Origin of the sequence: Oceanicoccus sagamiensis (genome assembly GCF_002117105.1) — a bacterium.
GTDB classification, from domain to species: Bacteria; Pseudomonadota; Gammaproteobacteria; order Pseudomonadales; family Dasaniaceae; genus Oceanicoccus; species Oceanicoccus sagamiensis.
This window is the reverse complement of the sequence record NZ_CP019343.1, coordinates 670,632-694,348: the sequence shown is the minus strand read 5'-3', so window position 1 is coordinate 694,348 and position 23,717 is coordinate 670,632. Positions and strand designations below refer to the sequence as shown.

The following is a 23,717-nucleotide window of genomic DNA, read 5'->3' as shown; positions in this document are numbered from 1 at the left end:
TGCCAAAAATAACCATGATTAAAACCTTGCTTTATCGTACTGCTGTTAATCTATTGACCAGCTTGTCTGTGCTAGCAGTTGCCATTCTGGTTATCGCCTACTTCTTTGCGAAAACATTGCCTGCCTTATCCTATTGGCATTTGGATGAAGTGGTCAAAGACTATCAACTCATTCTGGATATCAAAGAAATAAACAGTTTTGAACAATACCTGGAACAGGAAGAGCAACTATTTACACGGCTTGATAGATTGATAGCAGATAAGGCCGACCCAGCGTTAGTAAGCTGGAACCGCTATCAACCTGGCAGCGCACTCAATGCCCAAGGCCATGCTATTAACTGGAATAAAAGCTTTGTACTAAAACCTCAGGCGCCAAAGGCAGCGGTGATTATGGTACATGGCCTTTCTGATAGCCCCTATAGTGTAAGGGCCTTAGCAGAATCACTCTATGCTAACAATCTATTGGTTGTCGGTTTAAGGATGCCGGGGCATGGCACTATCCCGGCGGCACTGCGTGATACCCGCTGGCAAGATTTTCGGCATAGTGTCACCCTGGCATCGCAGTGGTTACATAAAACTACCGGCGGGGATTTGCCGTTTTATATGCTGGGTTATTCCAATGGTGCAGCTATTATTACTGACTATAGTTTGCTGGCGATGGAGAATAAAAAACTGCCAGTGCCCGATGGTTTGGTGATGCTATCCCCAGCTTTAAAAGTTGATGCTATTGCCGTATTTGCCAGTGCTCAACGTCTGTTGTCAGATTTACCCACACTGGATAAGTTGGCATGGTTGGATGTAGTGCCGGAGTATGACCCCTATAAATATAATTCTTTTCCAGTGGCCGCTGGAGAACAAATTTATAAGCTAACCAGTTCTTTGCAAGAGCGTTTACAGCAAAGGAAAAATAATGGTGGATTCAATGCATTTCCACCGGTGCTGGCCTTTCAATCTATTGTTGATGCCACGATTCCAGCGGATGCGGTGATAAGCGGTTTGCTGGACTATCTGGATGCGGGTGATAATCAACTGATTCTGTTTGATGTTAATCGCTCAGCCAGTATTGCTCCTATGTTGCGTACCGGCCATGAGCAGTGGCTGGAAAACTTAAAGAGCCGGCCTACCACGCCCTTTGATATTAAGGTGATACGTAATCAATCCGAGAACTCGCTGACCGTAGAGGAATTAGTTCGGGCTCACGATCAGCAGCAGTGGCAGCAACAAGCCCTGACGCTGGCTTGGCCCTCGGGCGTTTATTCGCTCTCCCATGTGGCCCTGCCTTTTGCCGCGAATGATCCATGGTATGGCGCAGAAGAGCGGCAGCAGGGTGGGGATATTTTGCATCTTGGCTCCATGGAGAAAAGAGGCGAGCGGGGCGTATTTGGTGTGTCTATGGATCAGCTCTCAAGGCTACGCTATAACCCATTCTACGATTATCTTGAAGACAGCATTATTGGCTTTATTGATAGCCCTTAGAATTATTGACTATAGCTACTGTTTATTCTAATTTAGATCGATATAATTTGCTGTAATGTAACGATATGATATCCAAGGACCGCTATGTTAATTTCACCCGACAAACTGTCTCGTATTGATCTCAACCTGCTGGTGACTTTGCAAGTACTGCTGGAGGAGCGCAACGTTACCCGCGCCGCTGAGCGCCTGTTTATAACCCAGCCTGCCATGAGTCGAACACTGTCCCGCCTGCGCGACTTATTTGATGACCCCTTATTTACCCGCGCTGCCCGTGGCCTGATACCAACCCCTCGCGCCGAGGAATTACAAGAACATCTTCCTGACCTGCTAAATGCCGTTGGCAATCTGGTGTCATTAACCGAGTTTGATCCCGCCACCTACGAGCATACCTTTCGCATTGCCGTAGTTGAGCAATTTGGCCAGAGCTTGTTTGGCCCCTTAATGGCCGAGTTACAAAAAGAAGCCCCCAATATTGTCGTGCAGGCCATTGAATATACCGAAGGTACGGAAGATATGCTGGCCAAAGGCAGTATCGACTTTGCTATCGATTTAGAAAAAACCGATGAAGTGGATATTGATTTTTTACCGCTGCTGTCAAACCAGCCAGTGATTATTGCCGGTAGCAAACACCCATTGGCCTCAAAAAAGAAACCTAAACTGCAAGATTTGTTGGCCTACAACTATGTGCGTTGTTTCCCGGTCGATGCCATCAAGTCGGTGCCTGTGTTTGATAGCATGCTGGAGGAATTGGGTGAACAGCGCCATTGTTTTTTCCATACCAGTAATTTATTAACGGCCCTGCAAGTGGTGCAGAATTCCGATGCCCTGATGGCGGGCCCGGCCTTTATCTTAAATAGTGAGCTGTTAGATAAAAAGCTGGTAAAAATAGAATTGCCGAAAGAGCTTAAGGGTATGGAAAAAGTGATTGGCCTGGCCCAGCATCGCCGCACACTTACCAGCCAGGCCCATCAGTGGCTAACCGAAAAAATCGCCACTATTACCGCCAAACACTGGGTAGTTAAACGCAAGTGATGCACTTTCGCTCTGTCAGCCATCGTCTTGTAGTATGGATACTGGGTGCCAGTGCGAGCTTGTTTATACTGCTTTCCTATTACGAATATTCCACCGCAGAAAATTTTCTACGCCAACAAATTAAAACCAAAACTCATTTAGCCAAATCAGAAATGATTAACCGGGTAGATAACCTGGTGCACAATGTTAGCGATAGTGTGCATACATTGGCCGCGGTGGTGTCCATTGAAGAAGTGGATAAAGAAAAAATACAATCAATGCTTGAGCGTATTGTTGCTGAACACCAGGATATTTACGGTATGGCGATAGCGCTGGAGCCCCTAAGCGATGCCAGCAATGATCAGGGCTTTGCCCCCTATTATTATCATCAGGGCGATACCGTGGCCTATGAAGATCTTAGCAAGGCCTCCTACGATTTTCGCAGCAAAGACTGGTATACCCGGCCGGTATCGACAGGCAAAGATGTGTGGTCTGAACCTTATACCGATATTGGCGGTGGCAATATTGATATGGTGACTTTTTCCGTGCCTGTTTATAGTGCGCCACCCAAATCGCGGCAGCTACTAGGTGTAGTTACCGCCGATATCAGTTTGCAGCGTCTTGGCAAATTGGTATCCAAATTGGGTGTGGGTGAAAACGGTTATGCCTATATTGTCAGTGATCAGGGCAATATGATTACGCATTCAAATCCGGAAAGGGTAATGACTAATGTCAGTGATATTCCGGTACTACCTGAAAACCGAGAAAAAATGCAGCAACTATTTACCAATATGTTAGCGGGCAACACAGATACCTTGCGGGCTCCCTGCCGTGCCAAAACCAATAGCACAAACAATGTTGCCCAGTGTTGGATAAGCTATCAGCCCATTAGTGCAACCGGTTGGTCTATTGCCATTATTGTGCCGCTGGATGAACTGAATAAAACCCTGCTGCAATACCGTGATAACAGCATACTAATCACCATAACAGGTCTGTTACTGCTAACCGTGATTGTGATTTTAATTTCTCGCCGCCTGACTATTCCCTTGTTATCTTTAACACAATCCAGTCGCGCTTTAGCGCGGGGCGAACTTGATACAGAAATCCCCGAGTTTGATTTACAAGATGAAGTGGGCTCGCTGGCGCGGCAATTTAAAAGTATGCAGATTTCCTTAAAGGATTATATCGAGCAGCTTAATCAGGAAACCGCGCAGCGAGAGCGGTTGCAAGGTGAGCTGGGTGCCGCCCATGATATCCAAATGCAAATGCTACCGGATTATGGCAAGTCCAGTGTTCGTCAGGGCTGCTGGCATCTCAGCGCGTTATTAGAACCGGCAAAATCGGTGGGCGGTGATTTTTATCACTATCAGATGCTGGATCATAAAACATTATTTTTTGCGGTAGGTGATGTGTCAGATAAAGGGGTTGCGGCGGCCCTGTTTATGGCAAAGACCCAAACCATGTTGCGCCAGCTCTGTGTTATTACCCCCCAACTTAATGATTTGCTGGCCCTGATTAACCAGCAGCTTTGCCAGGATAACGATAGTTGTATGTTTGTTACCGTACTTTGCGGCAAATTGGATACTGAGACGGGTGAGATGGAATTGGCCAGTGCTGGCCATAGCCCGCCGCTGAAGAAAGCGGAGGATTGCGACTTTGTTGCCATGGAGACCGGCCCCGCATTGGGTTTTTACGACGACGCTGCATTTGCAGTGACCACCACGACACTGGCCTTAAACAACACTCTGGTGCTAACCACCGATGGTATTGACGAGGCGGCCAATCCGGCAGATGAGCACTATGGGGAAGAGCGTCTACAGCAACTTATTCGCACAGCACATAGTTCCGATAACGATGAATTATTAGCGCTGATTCTTAATGATGTCGTAAAATTTCGGGCAGATGCTGAACCGTCAGATGATTTGACGATTATGACTATTACTCGCCACTGAAGGCTGCCACTGTGCATAACGATCACCAATTCCAGATAAGCAATACACTGAGTGAGCTAACGACACTGCAGGCCACCTTGCAGCAGTATTTTGATCATAACCATATTGATAAGGATGCCGCCGGAGAATTGCTGTTGGTGACAGAAGAATTGGTCGTCAATATTATTAACTATGGCTACCAGGATCAGGCACCGCATAAGATTGCAATCAACCTCAGCCTAACGGCACAGCAACTCTCTATTACCTTTACCGATGATGCCAGGCCCTTTAATCCATTGGCGCAAAACGCCCCTGAGCTGGGTCTGCCCTCTGAAGAAGCTGCGATTGGCGGCTTGGGTATTCCGCTGATTACCAAGCTGAGTGATCAGCAGCATTATGAATATAAAGACGGTCATAATATCTTTACCGTCTGTAAAAACTGTCGCTAACCGTGTTAGCCAAACAATCGCTGGCATATAGCCAAAAATCAATTAGACTGTTTAAAAAACAGATCTGGAAATAAAGGATTGATTATGTCATTAAATATCAAAATTACTGCCGAACAGGGTGCCTCAAAACGCGTTAGCTTGAATGGTCGTCTGGATACCATCACGGCCCCTGAGCTTGAAGTTGAGCTGGATAGTCTGGTGGCGGAAGCGGTGCAGCTTATTGTCTTTGATATGACCGACCTTGAATATATTAGCAGTGCCGGTTTGCGGGTTATTTTTAAAGCCACTAAATCCATGAAGGCCAAGGGCGGTAAAACCGGTATTTTAAAAATGCAGCCCCAGATTAAGAAAGTCTTTGATATCGTCAAGGCCCTGCCAGATGTACCCATCTTCAAAAACGACGAAGAAATGGACGAGTACCTCAGCCATATGCAGCAGCAAGTCATAGACGACCAATAAGCCTCTGTCGTCTATGTAGGGTGGATTATAATCCACCAAGCCCCTACCCGAAGCAGCCTAAGCGGTGGATTATAATCCACCCTACGGGCTAAAGTGTTTATCCCGCCCAGCCTATATTTTCAAATCATAATACATAAGTTTAATTTCTTAGCTTAACTGAAAAGAGCGACTGATAATTTTTCTATCTTTTAATATTTCTTAAAATATCATTTAAATCAATGTCTTATGATTTTTTCTGAGATCTATGTAGGGTACTTATTGCTAATAAAAAACTATATCAATATATATTGATATTGAAATATATTGATGTTATCGTGTCACCACTTCGCAGCACTCAGAACCAATAAGGCGCTACTGGCCAACGAGTGATTGCCTAAAACGTACCAAAGACCAAGAGGCTTCTTAACATGTCAGAATATTCAGTTTTCACTTCAGAGTCAGTGTCTGAAGGCCACCCCGATAAAATGGCTGACCAGGTGTCTGATGCCGTATTGGATGCCATTATCTGTCGCGACCCGGTTGCCCGTGTTGCCGTTGAGACATTAGTTAAAACCGGTATGACCATTGTCGCAGGCGAGCTAACCACCTCTTGCTATGTGGATCTGGAAGATATTATCCGTGATGTAATCACCGGCATCGGCTACGACAGCTCTGAAGTAGGCTTTGACGGCGCCAGCTGTGCCGTACTGAATGCCATTGGTAAACAGTCTGTCGATATCAATATGGGAGTTGACCGCGCCAAGCCTGAAGATCAGGGTGCCGGTGACCAGGGTTTGATGTTTGGCTATGCCACTAACGAAACCGATACACTGATGCCTGCGGCGGTTTACTACTCGCACCGCCTGGTAGAGCGCCAGGCCCACCTGCGCAAAGACAAGGTCTTGCCCTGGTTGCGCCCTGACGCCAAATCACAGGTTAGCCTGCGCTATGAAGAGGGCAAGCCTGTGGCCATCGATGCCGTGGTTCTTTCTACCCAGCACGATCCCGATATTTCTTTAGATGACCTGCGTGAAGCCGTGCTGGAAAATATCATCCTGCCCGTCCTGCCGGCCGAGTGGTTGCACGAAGGCACGGAATACCATATTAACCCCACCGGTAACTTTGTGATTGGTGGCCCTGTGGGCGACTGTGGTCTGACTGGCCGTAAAATTATCGTAGACACCTACGGCGGTATGGCCCGTCACGGTGGTGGTGCATTCTCCGGTAAAGACCCCTCTAAAGTTGACCGCTCAGCCGCGTATGCAGGCCGTTATGTGGCGAAGAATGTAGTTGCGGCAGGTCTTGCCGACCGCTGTGAAATTCAAGTGTCTTACGCGATTGGTGTCGCCGAGCCGACGTCGATAGCCGTCAACACCTTTGGCACCGGTACGGTATCTGACGATGAGCTGATTAAAGCCATCCGCAAGACCTTTGACCTGCGCCCTTATGCCATTACCACGATGCTGGACCTACAGCACCCGATGTATCAATTAACTGCTGCCTACGGTCACTTTGGTCGTGAGCCTTTTGAGCACACCTACAGCTGGACCGACGAGCAGGGCAATGAACAGTCAGACACGTTTACTGCCTTTACCTGGGAAAAGACTGACCGTGCCGATGCCCTGAAAGCTGCCCTGAACGCCTAAGCCCTATTTACCTATACAGAGAAAAACGAAGGAAAAGACCATGACTGATTATAAAGTTGCCGATATCTCATTAGCCGAATGGGGCCGTAAAGAACTGAATATTGCTGAGACAGAAATGCCGGCGTTAATGGCCCTGCGTGCGAAGTACAGTGCCAGCCAGCCATTGGCGGGCGCCAAGATCCTGGGTTGTATCCATATGACCATCCAGACCGGTGTATTGATTGAAACCCTGACCGCACTGGGTGCAGAAGTGCGCTGGTCCTCGTGTAATATCTTCTCGACCCAGGACCACGCGGCGGCGGCGATTGCGGCGGCGGGTGTACCGGTATTTGCCTGGAAGGGTGAGACAGAAGAAGAGTATGAGTGGTGTCTTGAGCAGACGATTTTAAAAGATGGCCAGCCCTGGGATGCCAATATGGTATTGGATGACGGTGGTGATTTAACCTTAATGCTGCACGAGAAGTACGGCACGATGTTAGACGCTATCCACGGTATTACCGAAGAGACCACCACCGGTGTACACCGTCTGCAAGAGATGCTGGATAAAGGCAGCTTAAAAGTCCCGGCGATCAATGTTAACGATTCTGTGACCAAGTCCAAGAACGATAACAAATACGGTTGTCGTCACTCATTAAGCGATGCGATCAAGCGTGGTACTGACCACCTGTTGTCGGGTAAGAAAGCGCTGGTGATTGGCTATGGTGATGTGGGTAAAGGTTCTGCTCAGTCATTAAGTCAGGAAGGTATGATTGTTAAGGTGACCGAAGTTGACCCGATCTGTGCGATGCAGGCGTGTATGGACGGCTTTGAGGTAGTCTCGCCGTATAACGACGGTATTAACACTGGCAAGGTAGAAGATATCAACGTTGCTCTGTTACAGAATACTGATCTGGTTGTCACCACAACGGGTAACTTCAATGTGTGTGATTCAGCGATCTTGCAGAGTCTGAAGAACGGTGCGGTGGTTTGTAATATTGGTCACTTCGACAATGAGATTGATACGGCCTATATGCGTAAGAACTGGAGATGGGACGAGGTGAAGCCTCAGGTTCACAAGGTTTACCGTGATGAGGCCAGCAACGACCATTTAATCCTGTTGTCAGAAGGTCGATTGGTGAATTTGGGTAACGCTACGGGTCACCCCTCGCGTATTATGGACGGCTCGTTCTCCAACCAGGTATTGGCACAGATTTACTTGTATGAGCGCAAATTTGCGGATCTGGAAGCCAATATGAAGGCGAATGCGATTACGCTGGAAGTATTACCGAAGAAGCTGGACGAAGAAGTGGCAGCGGATATGGTGAAGGGCTTTAACGGCGTGATTACTCAGCTGACACAGGAACAGGCCGATTATATCAATGTACCGGTTGATGGGCCTTATAAGGTTGAGAGTTATAAGTATTAAGCACTGTAAAGTTCCCCCTGCTGTGTAGAGGCAGGGGGCACAAGTGTTTACAATGAATAATTTAAACTACACCCTTAGGATGCAAACACTATGTATATCAATTTCTGGTATCCCATTGTCTTAGATAAAGACCTGACCGCTGAAGAATCTCAAAGAGTTGAGGTCCTTGGCGTTAAATTAGCCGTGTTCCGCGATAGCGAAGGCAAGCCTGCTGTTATAGCAGACACATGTGTTCACCGTGGCGGTTCACTCGGTAAAGGTACAGTAGAAAACGGTAACGTTGTCTGTCCTTACCACGGCTGGGCTTTTAACAATGGCGGTGAATGTGTCGATATCCCAACACTGAATGAAGGTGACTACCAAATCCCCAATCGCGCCAAAGTCGACGCTTATCCGACTGAAGTGAAGTACGGTATCGTGTTTGCTTTCCTGGGTGACTTGCCAGAAGCAGAGCGTCCCCCGATTGCTTGGGAAGCTGAAGAGTTTGACGACCCGGAGTGGGGTAAGTGTGATATTCATGTATTTGACGTGGATTATTATTATGAGCGTTCTATCGAGAACGGTCTTGATCCTGCCCACAACGAATATGTACACCCTAACCAGGGCGCGCCTACCCCAACCCGTGATTGGAAAAAAGAGCCGATCGACATCGAGAAAGAAGATTTTGCCAGCCACTTTACCCTGCGTTTTATTCGTCATAAACAAGGTTTGTTGGGTGGTGATGCTGCCGGTGTTGAAGCGGAAGGTGGCGGTGAGTTGATTGTTGCTGGTTCTGGTCATATGGGCCCCAATTCCGTTGTAACCTGGATTCAGCCACAGGAAAATACCAAGTACCGTCAGTACTTTTTTGAAGCACCGATCAATGCAGAAAAAACCCGAATTTTCTTTTTAACAACACGCAGCACCATGATCGATGAAGATTTCGATGAAGATATTATGGAAATCAACCTGGCGATTGCTCAGGAAGATGTGGACGTAGTTAAAGAAATTAATCCAATCCGTACGCCCAATAGCAATATCAAAGAAGTATTAGTTCCTACCGATGCGCCAATTATTAGTTACCGCGAATATCTTAAGCAGTGGGAAAATAATGGTTGGAAGATCGACTGGAAGAAGGCACAGAGCATGAAAGGCGATATCGCTTTTGCTATACCTTCTCCCGGTCGCAGAGACAGCAAAGGTTGGGTTCTCGATGCTATCCCATTAGTTAGCCCAGAAAGCTAACAGGCAATCCCTCCAGGGGTTGTCATTCCCGCGAAGGCGGGGATCCAGGTTCCCGCTTTTGCGGGAACGACAATGTTTAATTATGCTGGAGACAAAAGCATGTGGAAAACAGAATTATTTCCGACTCAGTTAGTAGGTAGTTATGTAAAGCCAAAATGGTTGGCTGATCATAATAAAGTCTATGCCAAAGAAGGTACCTGGTGGAATGTTGGCCAGGATAACTTGCAAGATGCCATCGATGACGGTGTACGTCTTGCCGTTTATGATCAAAACCTTGCCGGTATTACTTTTGCTACTGATGGAGAAGTGCGGCGTCAAACCTTTAGTGGTCACTTCTATAATCTGAAAGGTATTGATCAGGAGAACCCTGCTGAATTTACTAACTTTCATAATGATGTGACTGAGTATCTGAAAATGAAAAGAAAGGCGACCAATGTCGGCGCCGATCTTGAAAAAGAAGAAACCCCTAAAGAGTCAATGAAAGTTCTGTTTCCCGCAGTGCGCGAAAAAATCGAATGGCCGGGCCCAATGGTGGTTAGCGATATTCCGTTTCTAAAGCGTTATTCAGCTAACCGCACCAAGATTACCGTGATTGGACCGGTGACGCTGTCCTACCGTTTGGTGGATATGGGGGTTTACCCTGACCATGCTCAGTTGTGCTTTGCGATTGCCGATGCACTGAATCAGGAATTAAAAGCATTGGCCGCCGCCGGTGTTGACCTGATCCAGATCGATGAGCCAGAAGTACATTTCCGTTATAGTCAGTGTAAAGACTTTACCGTTGAAGCGGTTAACCGCATGATTAAAGACGTGGACTGCCTGACTTCAGTACATGTCTGTTACGGTTATTCAAAGAATGTTGATTTAAAAGAGCCAAGCCCAATCTACCCCAAAGCGGTTGAGCTGATTTCCCATACCGATGTAGATGCCATTCATACCGAATATGCACAGCCCGGACACACCCCCGATTTCTTAAAATCAGTGGGTGATAAAGATGTCGCTATAGGTGTTCTTAACCTTGACCCTGATGGTGAAGTTGAAGACGTAGAAAGCATTCGTCGGATGATTATTGATGCGATGGACGTTATTCCTAAAGAGCGTATCAGCCTGGCACCCGATTGCGGTATGTGGTTCCTTGACCGTGACTTTGCTTTCCGTAAAATGAAAGCCATGTGTTTAGCGGCCGAGTCTTTAAGAAACCAGTTTAGCTAGTCCTACGCGTAGGGTGGATTATAATCCACCCTCTTTCTATGCATGCTATGCATGCTAATTGGTGGATTATAATCCACCCTACATGACTCTATAGTAGAGAATAAGAGAGCAATAAAATGGCGAAATACCATGTATACGGTCTGGGTGCGGCGCTGGTCGATACCGAGATAGATGTTAGCGATAATGATTTGCAAAGCTTTCACATTGAAAAAGGGTTAATGACCCTGGTTGATGAAGCCCGTCAGCATGAGTTGATTGAAAACCTGGAAGGCCATTTGGTTCACTCCAAGCGTACCAGCGGCGGTTCTGCCTGTAACAGTGTGGTAGCTGCCAGTAGCTTCGGTGCCAGCGCTTACTACTCTTGCAAAGTAGCCAATGATGAAAACGGTGACTTTTACCTGAATGATTTAAAAAACACCGGTGTTGATACTGATTTTGATGGTGAAAAAGTTGACGGTATTACCGGTAAGTGTTTGGTAATGATTACCCCGGATGCCGAGCGCACCATGAATACTTACCTGGGTGTTAGTGAAACTTTTTCAGCCATTGACCTTAATGAAGCGGCATTGGCCGATTCAGAGTATGTTTACTTTGAAGGTTATTTGGTGACCTCTGATACTGGCCGTGCGGCGGCTATTAAAGCCCGTCAGTTGGCTGAGCAGAACAATGTTAAAACTTCAATCAGCTTGTCTGATCCGGGTATGGTGCAATTCTTTAAGCCCGGTTTGCAGGAAATGATTGGCGACGGTGTTGATCTGTTATTCTGTAATAAAGACGAAGCTCTGGGTTTTGCCGATACTCAGAACCTTGATGAAGCGATTGCTGCTATTAAGAAAGTGGCAAAAACCTTTGCGATTACTTTGGGTGCAGAAGGTGCGGTGGTGTTTGATGGCAATGAGCTTATCGATATCCAGCCCTATGCGGTTAAAGCGGTTGATACCAATGGTGCAGGTGATATGTTTGCCGGTGCCTTTATATATGGTATTACCCACGGTATGTCATTTGCCCAAGCGGGTGATCTGGCTAGTAAAGCGGCATCACAGGTAGTGGCCGATTATGGTCCTCGCCTAACCGTTGAAGCCCATCAGGCTTTACTGGCTTAATATTGTAGATATTTTATTCAGGTCTCTTTTTTTCGCCCTGTTTTGCAGGGCTTTTTTTTTATCTCAAGTAGGGTGGATTGCAATCCACCAAACCATGATCGTAAAAACAGGTGGATTATAATCCACCCTACACAGTGAAAGCTTAATGACAACATCTATTTTATTAGCCATGGCTGCAATTATTGTCGGCTTTATCGTGCTGCTATGGAGTGCCGATCGCTTTGTATTGGGTGCTTCGGTGATGGCCAAAGTTTTTAATGTCTCTCCCTTAATTATTGGTATTTTAATTGTGGGTTTCGGCACCTCGGCACCTGAAATGCTTGTGTCTGCCATCGCGGCACTCGAAGGTAATTCAGGTATTTCGATTGGTAATGCGATTGGTTCAAATATTATTAATGTAGGCTTGGTGCTGGCGATAACGGCACTCTTTTATCCGCTGCAAATTAAAAGCCGCTTGGTAAAACGTGAGATGCCGATTCTGTTATTGGCCATGGCAGTAGCCGCAGCGCTGTTATATGACCTGCATTTAAGTTTTATGGATGGCGCCATTTTAATTGCTGGCATGGTGGGTATGCTGCTATTTACTCTCTGGGATGTACGCCAAAATAGCGAGGGCGATGCCTTAACCGCAGAGTGGGAAGAAGAAATGCCAGAAGATTCTGGTTTAGGCTTTGCTGTTACCTGGTTATTAGTCGGCTTGGGTTTATTGTTAGCCTCTTCCAAGCTATTAGTCTGGGGCGCCGTAGAAATTGCCACTATTATGGGCATTGATGATTTAATTATTGGCCTGACCATTGTGGCTATTGGTACCAGCTTGCCGGAGCTGGCAGCCACTATAGCAGCGGCGCGACGCTCTGAAGATGATATTGCTGTGGGTAATATCGTTGGCTCAAATATTTTTAATATTGTTGGCGTTATGGCGCTGCCGGGTTTGTTAAATCCCAGTGCTGTTGCCCCAGAGGTGATGAGCCGTGACTTTCCGATGATGGTTGTGATGACGGTGGTATTACTTATTTTTGCGTGGAACTTTAGAGCATCTCGTGAAGTCGGCGTTATTTCTCGCTTTAAAGGTGTATGTTTGCTGGCGCTGTATATAGCCCATTCAGTGATGCTATATCAGGCAGTCGCTGGATAAATAAAGGAACGATAATGGATATTCAATCACAGGCTTTAGCAGCTCAACTGTGTCTGGCGGATAAATCTCTCAGCGCTGAGCAAATTAAAGTGACGGCGTATAGCGATTATTTTCAACTATCCGTTTTGTCGCAGCTGGATCAGCATTTTTCCACCGGCCAGGCTTTGCCCAAGTATCAGGCTGATAGCTTTATGGCTTTTGTCTTAAGTAAGCCCACCGTCGAGCAGGATATTATTCATATTCATGTGTTTCAGCCGCTGGATAATGATGGTCGACCCACGGGTGAGTTATGGATAAAAATGAAATCCAAAGCGGCTCTACCCAGTCGTGCTTATAGTGATACCGGTGTTGATGATGCGGCATATATCCAGACATTCCTGATGAAAGAGGATGGTCTATCGGCAGAGGCTATCCACATAAACGGCGCCAAAGTTGAGGGCGGCCCCGCTTGGTTAAAAACTTCCCTCAGTATCAATAAGACAGGTGAATCACTTAACATAACTTTACCCATGTTAGAGACGCCGCTGGATGTTCCCGAGCGTTTTGCAGGCCATTTTTATTTGAAACTGTTATCATTGCAGCATCCTGCCATTCAGGCACTACAGTAAGCATTGATTAAATAACCGATAAATAGTTAACGGAGACAAGATGGATACCCTGGCGAGTAAACTGAGTAATAAAACCCTGGATCAAATTGTTGAGCACTTTGATTTAAATGAGGTCAAAGGCACAGCGGGCGGAGATTTTCTTCCCTTGGTCGCGGAAAGTTTTGGTGGCCTACCTGTTGGTGGTTTACGTGTTTGGGATGGTGGTGACGGCCCCATTAAAAAAATGGTTTACATCGGTGTAGCGGTTGACCCCATCGGTATGGACTCCCATATGATCTTCGCCTTTACCCAGCCTGATTCATTGGTACCCAATTTCACGTTAGATTCTGTATTTTCAACCCTGCCTCCTGGTATGGACCCCATCATGCCTGAAGGGGGTGAGACCTATGCCTTCCACCTGGATTTATTGCCGGCAGTAGACTTGGGCGTTAACCTCCCTTATATGGAAAAGTGTTTTATTCCGCTGACTGACACACAGAGCAAGTGTAAAGAGTTTGATGGCATTATTCCTGCGCTATTATCTTCTGCGCAAAATGCGATTATGTCACCCTGGATGCTGGCCCAGCGTTCTGATACTGACGCTTATAATGGCATCGTATTTGAAAGTGCTCAGACCTATCTTGATCACTGGATTTCTCTGGTGGATAACGGTCTTGATGATATTGCCGATAAAGTGGTTAGCACTGACCCTGCCACCCGTGAGCAGCAAAACCGTGCCTTGATCTTCTCTCGTGAGTTAGATCCCGTATGGCAAAAAATCGATATGATGGTGGGTGCGGAAACTTCCGATTATATGATTACAGTTTTACGTAATCAGGAAATTGAGCAGCCTCGATAAAACTTATTGTTAACGGCAAAGCGAAGGCGTGGAAATAAATCCAGCCTTCGTTTTTTTTTGCTCAAATTTCTTGGCCCGTAGGGTGGATTATAATCCACCAAATCCAGCCAGAAGCCATCAACATCGGTGGATTATAATCCACCCTACAACAAGGTCGTTGGGGATCAGGCCGTTTTAATAAACTGCCGGATTTGAATTCTAAAACCATTACGCTGGGTCAGGTAAATACTATCACCCACACTAAAACCCGCTTCCTTCGCCCACTGGCTAATATCATCCGGGTCAAATCCCATCCATAAATCCCCAACCGATTCTTTCACCCAATCCTGATTGTGATTGCATAACTCAGAGATAAAAAACTGGCCATTGACCGGTAGGTGTTTGGCGACATCGACAAAGGTCTTGGCAGGGGAGGGGATATGGTGCAGCACCATATTGGTTACTGCCACATCAACCTCAACCTCTTCAAGCTGTTTGCTTTGGGTATCACCTTCAATAAAGTGAATATTGGAGAGCTTATGTTCGGCGACCGTGCTTTGTGCAGCCTCCAGCATCGGTTTGGCGTTATCAAGGGCGTAGACTTCTTTGAATAAAGGGGATAGTTTTGTCAGGAAGTCGCCATCACCAGGGCCTATTTCCAGGACCTTGGCTCCGGCAGCAAAACTATGGGTATATTTTTCAATAAGCTCCAGCGTACTCTGGCTATATAAATCATAGGAGGCGACATGGGCTTGCTGCTGGCTGATTTTTTCAAAGTTTTCTGTAAAGAAGCGACGGGAGTCCTCGGCTCTATCCTGTTTGATGAGCTCAATTCTGGCCGCCTGTGGTGGTGGTACCGGTAACTTATCAATCGCAGCAAAGATAGACTGTTGCAACTGCTCAAATTCATCGTCAGCGGGGCGTCTGACCCGTTGGTAATAAATACTACTGCCTTCCCGGCGGCTGGATACCAGACCTGCCTTGGACAGGGTTTTTAAATGGTGGCTCATGGTGGGCTGCTTGCAATCAAACAGATTACAGAGCTCTAACACACCGTAGGAGTCCTTATTCAGTAGGTGGAGTACCTTAACCCGCATTTGGTCGCTGCTGGCTTTGAATAGAGAGAGCAGTGCTTCAAAGCTTTCCGTAGACTTGGGTAGGGGGGTCTCTGTTTTATCAGTCTTGCTCATAGTGCGGCAGTCTATCAGCTTGGTGGGTGGCCTTCAAAAAAGTACCGTCCATATACTAGCGAATAATCGGGTTTATCTAGATAAAAGCAGGCTTATAATGGGGTAAATGCAGGTCTTTTATGGCCTTTAAGTTGATTTATGCAGTTAAATATCTTGATTTATTTAATGTTGGCAAATATCCATATATTTTTATATCAATATATATTGATATGTAGTCTTATCGGTGTATAGTGGGTTGCATATTACTGCGCTCAAGCGCGCATAAGTGTTTATCTAGCAGATCAGTACAGCTGACTAATGAGGGTAATGATGAGTAAAGCTTATAACGAAATGTCCTACGTAGAGATCGCAGCGATCTATAACGATATCAACAATATCCCTCTGGATGCCGCTGAGCAGTTGGGCCGCTCTGTTGCGGATATGGTCGGCGAAGGTGCCACCATACTGGATTTAGGGGGTGGTGCCGGCCGTATCTCCGTACCTATTGCAGCGCACACTAAAATGATTGCTCTGGATATTGAACACCATATGCAAAAGGCCAGTAAAAAATTAGGCGCTGACCGCAATATCCCCATTAAAAATTCCGTGGGTACTATTTTAAAGCTGCCTTTTGCTGACAACACCTTTGATGCAGTTATTACCACTAACGTTTTTCATCAGGTGGATTGCTGGCGCTGTGCCATTCGTGAAACTGCTCGCGTACTAAAGCCGGGCGGTACCTTTATTATTGGTCGTGATATTCTTGACCCCGAAACCAACGCCAGCAAACTGCGTACCGCTGCCAGAATTATGACCGCCGGTATCGATTCCGATATGATCCCCACTGATGCAGCAGGCCCAGCGCTTTATGAGTTTATCGGTAAATTGGGTGGCAAGCTGGGTGAAGAAGTGGATGGTTGTCACTGGGAAGAGACCATTTCCGGTCGTACTATTCTTGAGCGAATGGCTAATCGCACCAATAACGAAACCTGGAGTCTTAGTGACGCTACCTTAAGTGAACTGATGGAAGAAATTACCGAGTTTGCTGAAGATGAACTGGAAGATATTGATCAGGAAGAAACCTTACTCTGGAAGTTTGGTTTACAGCCCATCAAAGGCTTAGCTTAATTGTTAGTTTTCAGTTTAGTCAGATAAAAGCGACCAGATAACGGGACAATAATACCTATGGCAAACGATTCTAAAGCAATGTTATGGCTACGTGCATTCCAGCTAACCCTTCCCAGAGCGGCGGCGGGTTGGTTGTTTGCCCTTTTAACCAGTAACTTTAATCGCATTGCGATTTATGAGTTAGGCATTGCGGCGGTTGTTGTTACCAGTATGTTGGGTCTATACCACTTTCTGTCACCGTTTCAGGTGATCTATGGTCGCATCTCTGATCGGGTGCCGATGTTTGGCTATCACCGTACGCCTTATGTCGTGATCGGTATGATGTTATCGGCGTGTGCTGTTGCGGCTTTGCCCTATATCGTGGTGCCGATGTCAGTCAATCCCGATGTGATTGGCTTTCTTGCTTTTCCCTATGCGGCCTATGTGGTTGGCTTTGTGATTCTGATTATTTTTGGTTTAGGCTTTGCCATGGCGGGTGCTAACCACTTAGCGCTGGTGGCAGAAGTTATTCCCGAGCGCAGCCGCGGTATTGTAACGGCGTTTATCTGGACCATGTTGATTATTGGGATGATTGCTTCGCTGCAATTTATTCGTAGCTATATGCCTGACTATGATATTGATACGATGAAGTCTTTGTATCTGCTGTCGATCCCCGTGGTAGGCGTAGTCACCATACTCGGTGTGATCGGCGTTGAGAAAAAAGTTAGCTCGCCACTGGAGCATGCTCATATGAGCGATGATAAGGGTGAGGAGCATGCGACGATGAAAGACTTTTTGGTTGCAGTTATTAGCAATCCTGCGGTGCGTAACTTCTTCCTGTTTATCTTTTTATTCCAAATCGGCTATAGCCTGCAAGACAATATTTTAGAAGTCTTTGGCGCTGAAGTATTAAAGATGACCGTTGGCGAAACCGGGCGCTTCCAGCAAATCTGGGGTGGCGGTGCGATTGTCGGTATGTTTGTAATGGGCTTTTTGGTTTTCCGCGGTGCGCTATCCAAGCGTATAGCCATTACCATTGGTATTGCCGGTATTGTGTTTAGCTTATTGCTGTTGGCTTATGGCGCTTATCAGGTTGACGGGTCTATCGTGAATACCTCGCTGGTCATTATGGGTTTCTTTAACGGCTTTGCCTTAGTGGGCACCTTAACCGCGATGATGGAATTTACCACCGATGCTGAGCGCGGTGCTTATATCGGTCTATGGGGCTTGGCGATTGCCTTTGCCAACGGTATTGCTTCGATTGCTGCTGGTCAGCTGGTTACTTCATGGATTGAGAGCGGCTTATTTACAGCGGTACTGGGTTTTACGTATATCTTTACCATCGAAGCGCTGATTACATTGACCAGCCTATGGTTCCTGTGGCGAGTAAATCACTCCAGCTTAAGTAAAAAAATTAATCGTGATGGCATGAGTAAGGCTATGGAAGCCGACTTGGGCTAGTGGTCGGGTTGATTTATTAAAATCAAAGAATAGTGAAAAGGTTGAGTTATGATTGTTAGTGAAGGGCGTGCAAAATTACAATTTACCTTACAAAAAATTGCCATAGCCTGGAGTTTTTGTATGGTAGTGACTTCGGTAAACCGGGTGGCTATTTCTGACCTGGGCTTGCCGGCGGCATTGATGGCAGTGATTATTGGTGTCTATACCTTGTTTGGCCCTATCCAGCCAGTGATCGGTCGTATGTGTGAGCGCTGGCCGATTATGGGTTACCGCAGAACACCTTATATGCTGATTGGTACTTTATTAGGCAGTCTGGCTTTTCCGTTAATGCCGCCAGTGATGCTGTATATGGTAGAAGGTAGCTTACTCGGTTACCTGGCTTTCCTATTATTATTCTGTGCCTTTGGTTTGTGTATTGCCATGCAGGCCAATGTATTTTTGGATTTGCTCAATGATGTAACCACTGACGAAACTCGCTCACGCGTTGTTACCATGACCTGGACGATTCAGGCCCTGTCTATGGCTGCCTGGGCTTATGTATTCGGTCTGTTAATGCCGGAATATACGCCTGAAGGTATGCAGTTTATGTATAACCTGTCACCGCTGGTGATGATGAGTATTACTATTCTTGGTCTCTGGGGTTTGGAAACCAAGCTGACCCCCGAGCAGTTGGCTGAAATAAAACGCAATCCACCCAAACCGGTAAAATTGTTAGAGCCGATGAAAGAATCCATCAATGTGATTCAGTACAACCGCCATGCTGCGCTGTTTTTTGTGTTTATTATTTTCTCGCTATTATCGGTTTTTCTACAGGATATGATTCAGGAAGTATGGGCAGCGGATTTATTTGAGATGGAAGCCGGTGAGTCAACGATCTTCCAAACCTTATATAACGGTTTGCAAACAGTGGGTATGGCGGCCTGCGGTATCTTTGTGGGTGTTACTGCCAGTAAGCGCAAGCAGAAAGTGATTGATGCGGGCGGCAATGGTGATGAGGTTAAAACCCTGCCGATGGACTTTGGTAAGAAATTGCTAAAAATTGGCGCCAGCTTATCCATTCTTGGTTTTGCTTTATTAGCCTGGGCCTCTTACGAAAAAAATCTTGATTTGTTTTATGCCTTCTACTGTTTAAGTGCCTTTTCTCTGGGTTTATATGTTTTTCCGTCCATCAGCTTTATGGCGGATATGACGGTCAAAGGACAGGAGAGTAAATACCTTGGCCTATGGAGCCTGGCCCAGGTTATTGGTCTGTTTTTATCGTTTACTGTTAGCGGCTTGCTCTATTCCGTATTAGTAGAGTCAGGCTGGTTACAGGGCAATATGGCTTTCTCGATTATCTTTATCTTGCAGGCATTAATGGTAGTACTTTGTTATATCGCGGTCCGTAATGTAACCATCGAAGGTTTACAGGCAGGCGCCAGAACCGAATAAACCGTAGGGTGGATTACAATCCACCACACACTGTCGAATTTTAATGATCAGTTACAGAGAGTTGAATTATGAATATTGCAGAATATACAGAAATCCTAAGATGCCCAGCTTGTGCCGGTAAAGGCCGCGGTGAATTAACACCGCTTAAAGCAGATTGGTTGGCTTGTGACTGTGGCCGCCAGTACCCTATCGTTGAAGGTATTCCTGTCATGTTGCCCGATGAAGGTGAGAAGTGGTTTAAGGTCCCTGCGGACGAGCTGCCAGAAATTACTGAGCACGACCGTTTTGTAAACGCTTAGCCTGCTTTCGCGATCCCTGCTGATACGGATGGCTGTCCGTGACCAATGCCTAAAATAAAACCAGGCGTATTGTGGTATCAGTGTTTTAAGCCAATAAGCGGTTTAAAGGCACAGCTAACAGCCGACGTTGGGTGGATAGTAATCCACCAAGCCCAGCCAGAAACCGTCATAGGGGGTGGATTATAATCCACCCTGGGCGTAGACCTTATCTAAAGTATTTAGCGATCGGCCGGGGCGGGGATGGCAGTAGTACACGCGTTTTATTTAAGGGCCTGAATCTCGGCCGGGGACAGTCCAGTAATTTTTTGTACAAAGGCAATTTCAGCCCCTTCGTTGAGTAGCTTGATGGCCACTTCGTTCATGCTTTCTTGTTTGCCTTCCCGCTTGCCTTCGAGCTTGCCTTTCTCTATGCCTTTTCGCATACCTTGTGCTTCCAATTGCTCGGCTGTTGTCATTACATCTCTCCTTACTGAATGAGTAATTCGTTGAGTTTTGGCCCTGATAGCCACGTCTTTGACGTTGATATTACCTCCACGAAAAATGTAGTTCAATAGCAGCTTAAGTAACGGCTTTTCATCGTGCTTCTCAGTATTCCACAGCAGTGACGCCAGTATATCCATTACATTATTCGTCATATCCTTTTGTCGAATATATTTCATTGCTGTCAGCATAGGCCCAATCCAGCGTTGCTGCTTCAGTTCTTTATCGGAAAGCTGATTAGCGTCAATCAGAGGAAGCGGCTTATATAATACTTTATGCATAATCCCCAGAGGGTCATCAAAGCCATCAAGCAGCGATAATGAATAAGGGTAGGGCGTTTGCCTGCCATGATAAAATACCAGCGTATAAACTGCAGGCAGTTTTTTCTTTGGGTGCTGCTTGTGGTGGTTATATAACAAGCCAAATAAATAATGATGAACCCGAAACGGCAGCATCTTATCGGGGCTGGACTGATGTTCAATCAATAGATTGATATAAGCAGGCTTATTGGCAATCTTGCAGCTAAATACCAAATCACTGGTCGTTTCCTGTAAGTCATCCGCAATATAATTATTGGGCAACAGCTTTAGGGTTTGGCTGTCCAGGGCCAAAGCAATCTCTTTAGGACAATGATGGCGAATAAAGTCCAGCGCAACCCGCTGGTGCTTCATCGCTGCACGAAAGAAGGTATCGTGGATATTCGGGGGTTGGGAATTGCTCATAGCTGATATCCTTATCAACGGTGGGTGAAATCCTCTCAAAACCTCTTCCTGAGGCTGCGGACCATCATAAACTATTTCTATCTACACACAAACACAGCTCGTGGGGTGGATTATAATCCACCAAACCCACCTGGCTGATTGGCGGTGGTGAAAGGTGGATTATAATCCACCCTACAGATTGACCAATCGATTATTTTGATAATCGTCAATGGCCTTCCGGATCTCGCTCTCAGTATTCATAACAAACGGACCGTACTGCACAATAGGTTCATCAATAGGCGTGCCACTTAATAAAAGAGCCTTAAGCCCCTCGTTGTTGGCCTCCAATCTCAGGCTTTCACCGCTGGAATAAACGCCAAGCTGGCCTTGCTGTAGATCATGGCTTGCGCCTTGATACAGATAAACCAGCAGTGGGTTTTTCGGATTACTCTCCAGCTTAATCGTCGCGTTAGCCGTCAATTCAATATCAACAAATAATGGCTCGGTAGACCGCTGGGGTAATATGCCGTTAAGTACCTGGCCATTAACTTTGATATCACCTGCAATACTATTCACTGTGCTATCGGCTAATGCTAGTGAAGGGATGTTGTGGCTGCGAATATCACTATAAGCCGCAGGCTTCATCTTTTCTGCTGCGGGTAAATTTAGCCAAATCTGGAAACCGTGCAGTCGTCCATCCTCCTGTTCAGGCATCTCTGAATGCAAAACGCCTGCCCCGGCGGTCATCCATTGTACATCGCCTGCGCCAATCACACCTTCATTACCCATATGGTCGCGGTGGCGCATGCGCCCAGCTTTGATATAGCTAATTGTCTCAAAGCCGCGATGGGGGTGCTCTGGAAAACCGCCGATAAAATCGCTGTTACTGTCTGAGTTAATTTCATCAATCATTAAATACGGATTTAATACTGCCTGCAGCTTTGTGCCAGCAAGGCGATGGATTTTTACGCCATCACCGTCACTGGCAGGGCTGGCACTAAATACCTGCTGTAATGTTCTCATGGTCGCTTCCTCTCTACAGTTTGCTGGCTAGTTGCTGGTCGGCACTCAGGCTACCAGCGCCGCGAACTGCCAGCCCCAAAGTGATCACCAGTAAGGCAAGGCCAAACTCATAACCGTTATTACTGATAAACAGCCCATTACTCAGGTGAACAGAGACAATGGCAACGGCCATGGTAAACGCTAACACCAACGCTGTTGGGCGAACCAGCAAGCCCAGAATTAACAACAGTCCACCGAAAAATTCAGCACTGCCTGCCAGTGTAGCCATCAACATGCCGGGACCCAGGCCAATGGAATCCATCCAGCCTGCGGTACCTTCAAGGCCATAACCACCAAACCATCCGAACAGTTTCTGGGCGCCGTGGGCAGCAAAAATTACGCCTGCGCCGATACGTACGGGTAGGGTGTCAAAGCCAGATTTAGTGGAAATTGCAGTGTCTAATAATGCTTTCATGGTATTGCTCCTGGGTATTTGTTGAGTTGATGGTGCTATTGTAACGACAGGGGAAAATCAAATAAGGGGTATAATTTGTCCAGAATGTTCTAAAATATAGAACAATAGCTTGTGGTGGCAGATGGTTGGGACTGATTAGTGGGATAGTGTGGTTATGAGCAAGAAAAATCCGATTAGCATCGAAGTACTGGAAACTCTGGATAGCATTGATCGGCGCGGAAGCTTTGCCAAAGCGGCAGAAGAGCTGAACAAAGCAACCTCGGCAGTTTCCTATAGTGTGCAAAAGCTGGAAGAGCAGCTGGATATCGCCCTGTTCCAGCGGCAGGGAAGGCGCTCAGTATTAACTCCTGCCGGTAAGCTAATACTCGAAGAGGGCAGGCATATCCTCGACCATGCTGCCCAGCTGGCCAACAGGGCTAAAGAGGTGGCTACAGGCTGGGAGACCCATATCCGTATTGCCGTGGAATTTATGTTGCCTGCTCCCACCTTCTTTGCGGTGGTCCAGCAGTTTCTGGAAAATCATCCCACGATTGAAATCGATATTACTGAGTCGGTGCTTAATGGTGGCTGGGAGGCGCTGGAAGAGGAGCGGGTAGATCTAATTGTGGGTGCGCCGGGCCCTGTGCCCCAACAAAAAGGCTATCGGGCCATCGCTTTGCCCAGTACTGAACTGGTGCCAGTGATTGCCGCCAAGCACCCCAAAGCCCAGTGGGCCAATAATAAAAAGGCGTTACAGGCAGAGCTGCCAAAACTGCGCCGTGTTGTCACCCATGATACCTCCACCAGCGGTATTACCCGCAGTGGTGGTCTTGGCAGTGAGGGCAAAATACTTTATGTACAAACCCTTGAGCAAAAAGTTGAGGCAATTGTTGCGGGTATCGGCATCGGGCATTTACCGCTACAAAAAATACAGCCTTATCTCGATCAGGGAGTTTTGTTAACCTTGGTGCTGCCGGAGGTGCATCCGGTAAAGGAATATATGGCCTGGAAGCTCGCCAATAAAGGCAGGGGCCTGCGTGCTTTAACCGAGCAGCTGGCAGCGGCGGATTGGCAATAGCTTTAATCATGGCCCAGCTGTGCTATCGTAAAACCATAATAAAACTGACCTGTGTTCAATAACAAACATAATGAGGGAATC

22 protein-coding genes are annotated in these 23,717 nt (G+C 46.7%); 18 read left to right on the top strand and 4 right to left on the bottom strand.

Features of this window, described 5'->3' with window-relative positions; translation table 11 throughout:
* The first annotated feature begins 14 nt into the window (after positions 1 to 14).
* From BST96_RS03075 to BST96_RS03015, 13 genes are all read left to right on the top strand, one after another.
* On the top strand, positions 15 to 1,475 hold the full coding sequence (locus BST96_RS03075; protein ID WP_085757278.1) for an alpha/beta hydrolase: 1,461 nt from the start codon (positions 15 to 17) through the stop codon (positions 1,473 to 1,475).
* An 84-nt stretch (positions 1,476 to 1,559) separates the two neighbouring features.
* Entirely contained in the window at positions 1,560 to 2,507 is a 948-nt protein-coding gene (locus BST96_RS03070) for a LysR family transcriptional regulator (RefSeq protein WP_085757277.1), read from the top strand.
* Positions 2,508 to 2,566: 59 nt separating this feature from the next.
* A complete protein-coding gene (locus BST96_RS03065) occupies positions 2,567 to 4,438 on the top strand; it encodes a SpoIIE family protein phosphatase (RefSeq protein WP_169713888.1) in 1,872 nt (623 codons plus the stop codon).
* A gap of 11 nt (positions 4,439 to 4,449) precedes the next feature.
* Positions 4,450 to 4,866 carry an ATP-binding protein gene (locus BST96_RS03060; protein WP_169713887.1) on the top strand — a complete coding sequence of 139 codons (417 nt, stop codon included), beginning with the start codon at positions 4,450 to 4,452 and terminating at the stop codon, positions 4,864 to 4,866.
* Positions 4,867 to 4,950: 84 nt separating this feature from the next.
* Positions 4,951 to 5,325 (top strand): STAS domain-containing protein, encoded by a 375-nt coding sequence (locus BST96_RS03055; protein WP_085757274.1) that lies wholly within the window; start codon positions 4,951 to 4,953, stop codon positions 5,323 to 5,325.
* A gap of 407 nt (positions 5,326 to 5,732) precedes the next feature.
* Positions 5,733 to 6,950 carry a methionine adenosyltransferase gene (gene metK / locus BST96_RS03050; RefSeq protein WP_085757273.1) on the top strand — a complete coding sequence of 406 codons (1,218 nt, stop codon included), beginning with the start codon at positions 5,733 to 5,735 and terminating at the stop codon, positions 6,948 to 6,950.
* Between the two features lie 40 nt (positions 6,951 to 6,990).
* Entirely contained in the window at positions 6,991 to 8,355 is a 1,365-nt protein-coding gene (gene ahcY / locus BST96_RS03045; protein WP_085757272.1) for an adenosylhomocysteinase, read from the top strand.
* A 90-nt stretch (positions 8,356 to 8,445) separates the two neighbouring features.
* Positions 8,446 to 9,579: an aromatic ring-hydroxylating oxygenase subunit alpha gene (locus BST96_RS03040; protein WP_085757271.1), complete on the top strand. Its 1,134-nt coding sequence runs from the start codon at positions 8,446 to 8,448 to the stop codon at positions 9,577 to 9,579.
* A gap of 99 nt (positions 9,580 to 9,678) precedes the next feature.
* Positions 9,679 to 10,791 carry a cobalamin-independent methionine synthase II family protein gene (locus BST96_RS03035; protein ID WP_169713886.1) on the top strand — a complete coding sequence of 371 codons (1,113 nt, stop codon included), beginning with the start codon at positions 9,679 to 9,681 and terminating at the stop codon, positions 10,789 to 10,791.
* 116 nt (positions 10,792 to 10,907) lie between these two features.
* Positions 10,908 to 11,894, top strand: a complete 987-nt coding sequence (locus BST96_RS03030) for an adenosine kinase (RefSeq protein WP_085757269.1) — start codon at positions 10,908 to 10,910, stop codon at positions 11,892 to 11,894.
* 145 nt (positions 11,895 to 12,039) lie between these two features.
* The gene (locus tag BST96_RS03025; RefSeq protein ID WP_085757268.1) at positions 12,040 to 13,029 is read left to right on the top strand and encodes a calcium/sodium antiporter; all 990 of its coding nucleotides are present in this window, start codon (positions 12,040 to 12,042) and stop codon (positions 13,027 to 13,029) included.
* Between the two features lie 14 nt (positions 13,030 to 13,043).
* The gene (locus BST96_RS03020) at positions 13,044 to 13,637 is read left to right on the top strand and encodes a hypothetical protein (RefSeq protein ID WP_085757267.1); all 594 of its coding nucleotides are present in this window, start codon (positions 13,044 to 13,046) and stop codon (positions 13,635 to 13,637) included.
* A gap of 40 nt (positions 13,638 to 13,677) precedes the next feature.
* Complete coding sequence (locus tag BST96_RS03015) at positions 13,678 to 14,475, top strand: hypothetical protein (protein ID WP_085757266.1); 798 nt, start codon at positions 13,678 to 13,680, stop codon at positions 14,473 to 14,475.
* A 164-nt stretch (positions 14,476 to 14,639) separates the two neighbouring features.
* On the opposite strand, the gene BST96_RS03010 is transcribed toward BST96_RS03015, so the two are convergent.
* Positions 14,640 to 15,644, bottom strand: a complete 1,005-nt coding sequence (locus BST96_RS03010; protein WP_085757265.1) for an ArsR/SmtB family transcription factor — start codon at positions 15,642 to 15,644, stop codon at positions 14,640 to 14,642.
* A 309-nt stretch (positions 15,645 to 15,953) separates the two neighbouring features.
* Between BST96_RS03010 and BST96_RS03005 the strand changes: the two genes are divergently transcribed.
* The 4 genes from BST96_RS03005 to BST96_RS02990 all read left to right on the top strand — a co-directional run bounded on the left by BST96_RS03005 (position 15,954) and on the right by BST96_RS02990 (position 19,921).
* Complete coding sequence (locus BST96_RS03005; RefSeq protein ID WP_169713885.1) at positions 15,954 to 16,751, top strand: class I SAM-dependent methyltransferase; 798 nt, start codon at positions 15,954 to 15,956, stop codon at positions 16,749 to 16,751.
* Positions 16,752 to 16,808: 57 nt separating this feature from the next.
* Entirely contained in the window at positions 16,809 to 18,191 is a 1,383-nt protein-coding gene (locus BST96_RS03000; RefSeq protein WP_085757263.1) for a BCD family MFS transporter, read from the top strand.
* A gap of 48 nt (positions 18,192 to 18,239) precedes the next feature.
* Positions 18,240 to 19,622 carry a BCD family MFS transporter gene (locus tag BST96_RS02995; protein WP_085757262.1) on the top strand — a complete coding sequence of 461 codons (1,383 nt, stop codon included), beginning with the start codon at positions 18,240 to 18,242 and terminating at the stop codon, positions 19,620 to 19,622.
* A 68-nt stretch (positions 19,623 to 19,690) separates the two neighbouring features.
* Positions 19,691 to 19,921 (top strand): Trm112 family protein, encoded by a 231-nt coding sequence (locus BST96_RS02990; protein ID WP_085757261.1) that lies wholly within the window; start codon positions 19,691 to 19,693, stop codon positions 19,919 to 19,921.
* 260 nt (positions 19,922 to 20,181) lie between these two features.
* On the opposite strand, the gene BST96_RS02985 is transcribed toward BST96_RS02990, so the two are convergent.
* The 3 genes from BST96_RS02985 to BST96_RS02975 all read right to left on the bottom strand — a co-directional run bounded on the left by BST96_RS02985 (position 20,182) and on the right by BST96_RS02975 (position 22,579).
* Entirely contained in the window at positions 20,182 to 21,123 is a 942-nt protein-coding gene (locus BST96_RS02985; protein ID WP_085757260.1) for an Rpn family recombination-promoting nuclease/putative transposase, read from the bottom strand.
* Positions 21,124 to 21,294: 171 nt separating this feature from the next.
* Positions 21,295 to 22,125 carry a pirin family protein gene (locus BST96_RS02980; protein ID WP_085757259.1) on the bottom strand — a complete coding sequence of 277 codons (831 nt, stop codon included), beginning with the start codon at positions 22,123 to 22,125 and terminating at the stop codon, positions 21,295 to 21,297.
* Positions 22,126 to 22,138: 13 nt separating this feature from the next.
* Positions 22,139 to 22,579, bottom strand: a complete 441-nt coding sequence (locus BST96_RS02975; protein ID WP_085757258.1) for a DoxX family protein — start codon at positions 22,577 to 22,579, stop codon at positions 22,139 to 22,141.
* Positions 22,580 to 22,733: 154 nt separating this feature from the next.
* Between BST96_RS02975 and BST96_RS02970 the strand changes: the two genes are divergently transcribed.
* Entirely contained in the window at positions 22,734 to 23,636 is a 903-nt protein-coding gene (locus BST96_RS02970; protein WP_085757257.1) for a LysR family transcriptional regulator, read from the top strand.
* The last annotated feature ends 81 nt before the right edge of the window (positions 23,637 to 23,717 follow it).

Excerpts from the sequence above, each read along its gene's own strand:
- BST96_RS03075 (WP_085757278.1), top strand. The coding sequence starts at position 15 with ATGATTAAAACCTTGCTTTATCGTACTGCTGTTAATCTATTGACCAGC.
- BST96_RS03070 (WP_085757277.1), top strand. The coding sequence starts at position 1,560 with ATGTTAATTTCACCCGACAAACTGTCTCGTATTGATCTCAACCTGCTG.
- BST96_RS03055 (WP_085757274.1), top strand. The coding sequence starts at position 4,951 with ATGTCATTAAATATCAAAATTACTGCCGAACAGGGTGCCTCAAAACGC.
- metK (WP_085757273.1), top strand. The coding sequence starts at position 5,733 with ATGTCAGAATATTCAGTTTTCACTTCAGAGTCAGTGTCTGAAGGCCAC.
- ahcY (WP_085757272.1), top strand. The coding sequence starts at position 6,991 with ATGACTGATTATAAAGTTGCCGATATCTCATTAGCCGAATGGGGCCGT.
- BST96_RS03040 (WP_085757271.1), top strand. The coding sequence starts at position 8,446 with ATGTATATCAATTTCTGGTATCCCATTGTCTTAGATAAAGACCTGACC.
- BST96_RS03035 (WP_169713886.1), top strand. The coding sequence starts at position 9,679 with ATGTGGAAAACAGAATTATTTCCGACTCAGTTAGTAGGTAGTTATGTA.
- BST96_RS03030 (WP_085757269.1), top strand. The coding sequence starts at position 10,908 with ATGGCGAAATACCATGTATACGGTCTGGGTGCGGCGCTGGTCGATACC.
- BST96_RS03025 (WP_085757268.1), top strand. The coding sequence starts at position 12,040 with ATGACAACATCTATTTTATTAGCCATGGCTGCAATTATTGTCGGCTTT.
- BST96_RS03020 (WP_085757267.1), top strand. The coding sequence starts at position 13,044 with ATGGATATTCAATCACAGGCTTTAGCAGCTCAACTGTGTCTGGCGGAT.
- BST96_RS03015 (WP_085757266.1), top strand. The coding sequence starts at position 13,678 with ATGGATACCCTGGCGAGTAAACTGAGTAATAAAACCCTGGATCAAATT.
- BST96_RS03010 (WP_085757265.1), bottom strand. The coding sequence starts at position 15,644 with ATGAGCAAGACTGATAAAACAGAGACCCCCCTACCCAAGTCTACGGAA.
- BST96_RS03005 (WP_169713885.1), top strand. The coding sequence starts at position 15,954 with ATGAGTAAAGCTTATAACGAAATGTCCTACGTAGAGATCGCAGCGATC.
- BST96_RS03000 (WP_085757263.1), top strand. The coding sequence starts at position 16,809 with ATGGCAAACGATTCTAAAGCAATGTTATGGCTACGTGCATTCCAGCTA.
- BST96_RS02995 (WP_085757262.1), top strand. The coding sequence starts at position 18,240 with ATGATTGTTAGTGAAGGGCGTGCAAAATTACAATTTACCTTACAAAAA.
- BST96_RS02990 (WP_085757261.1), top strand. The coding sequence starts at position 19,691 with ATGAATATTGCAGAATATACAGAAATCCTAAGATGCCCAGCTTGTGCC.
- BST96_RS02985 (WP_085757260.1), bottom strand. The coding sequence starts at position 21,123 with ATGAGCAATTCCCAACCCCCGAATATCCACGATACCTTCTTTCGTGCA.
- BST96_RS02980 (WP_085757259.1), bottom strand. The coding sequence starts at position 22,125 with ATGAGAACATTACAGCAGGTATTTAGTGCCAGCCCTGCCAGTGACGGT.
- BST96_RS02975 (WP_085757258.1), bottom strand. The coding sequence starts at position 22,579 with ATGAAAGCATTATTAGACACTGCAATTTCCACTAAATCTGGCTTTGAC.
- BST96_RS02970 (WP_085757257.1), top strand. The coding sequence starts at position 22,734 with ATGAGCAAGAAAAATCCGATTAGCATCGAAGTACTGGAAACTCTGGAT.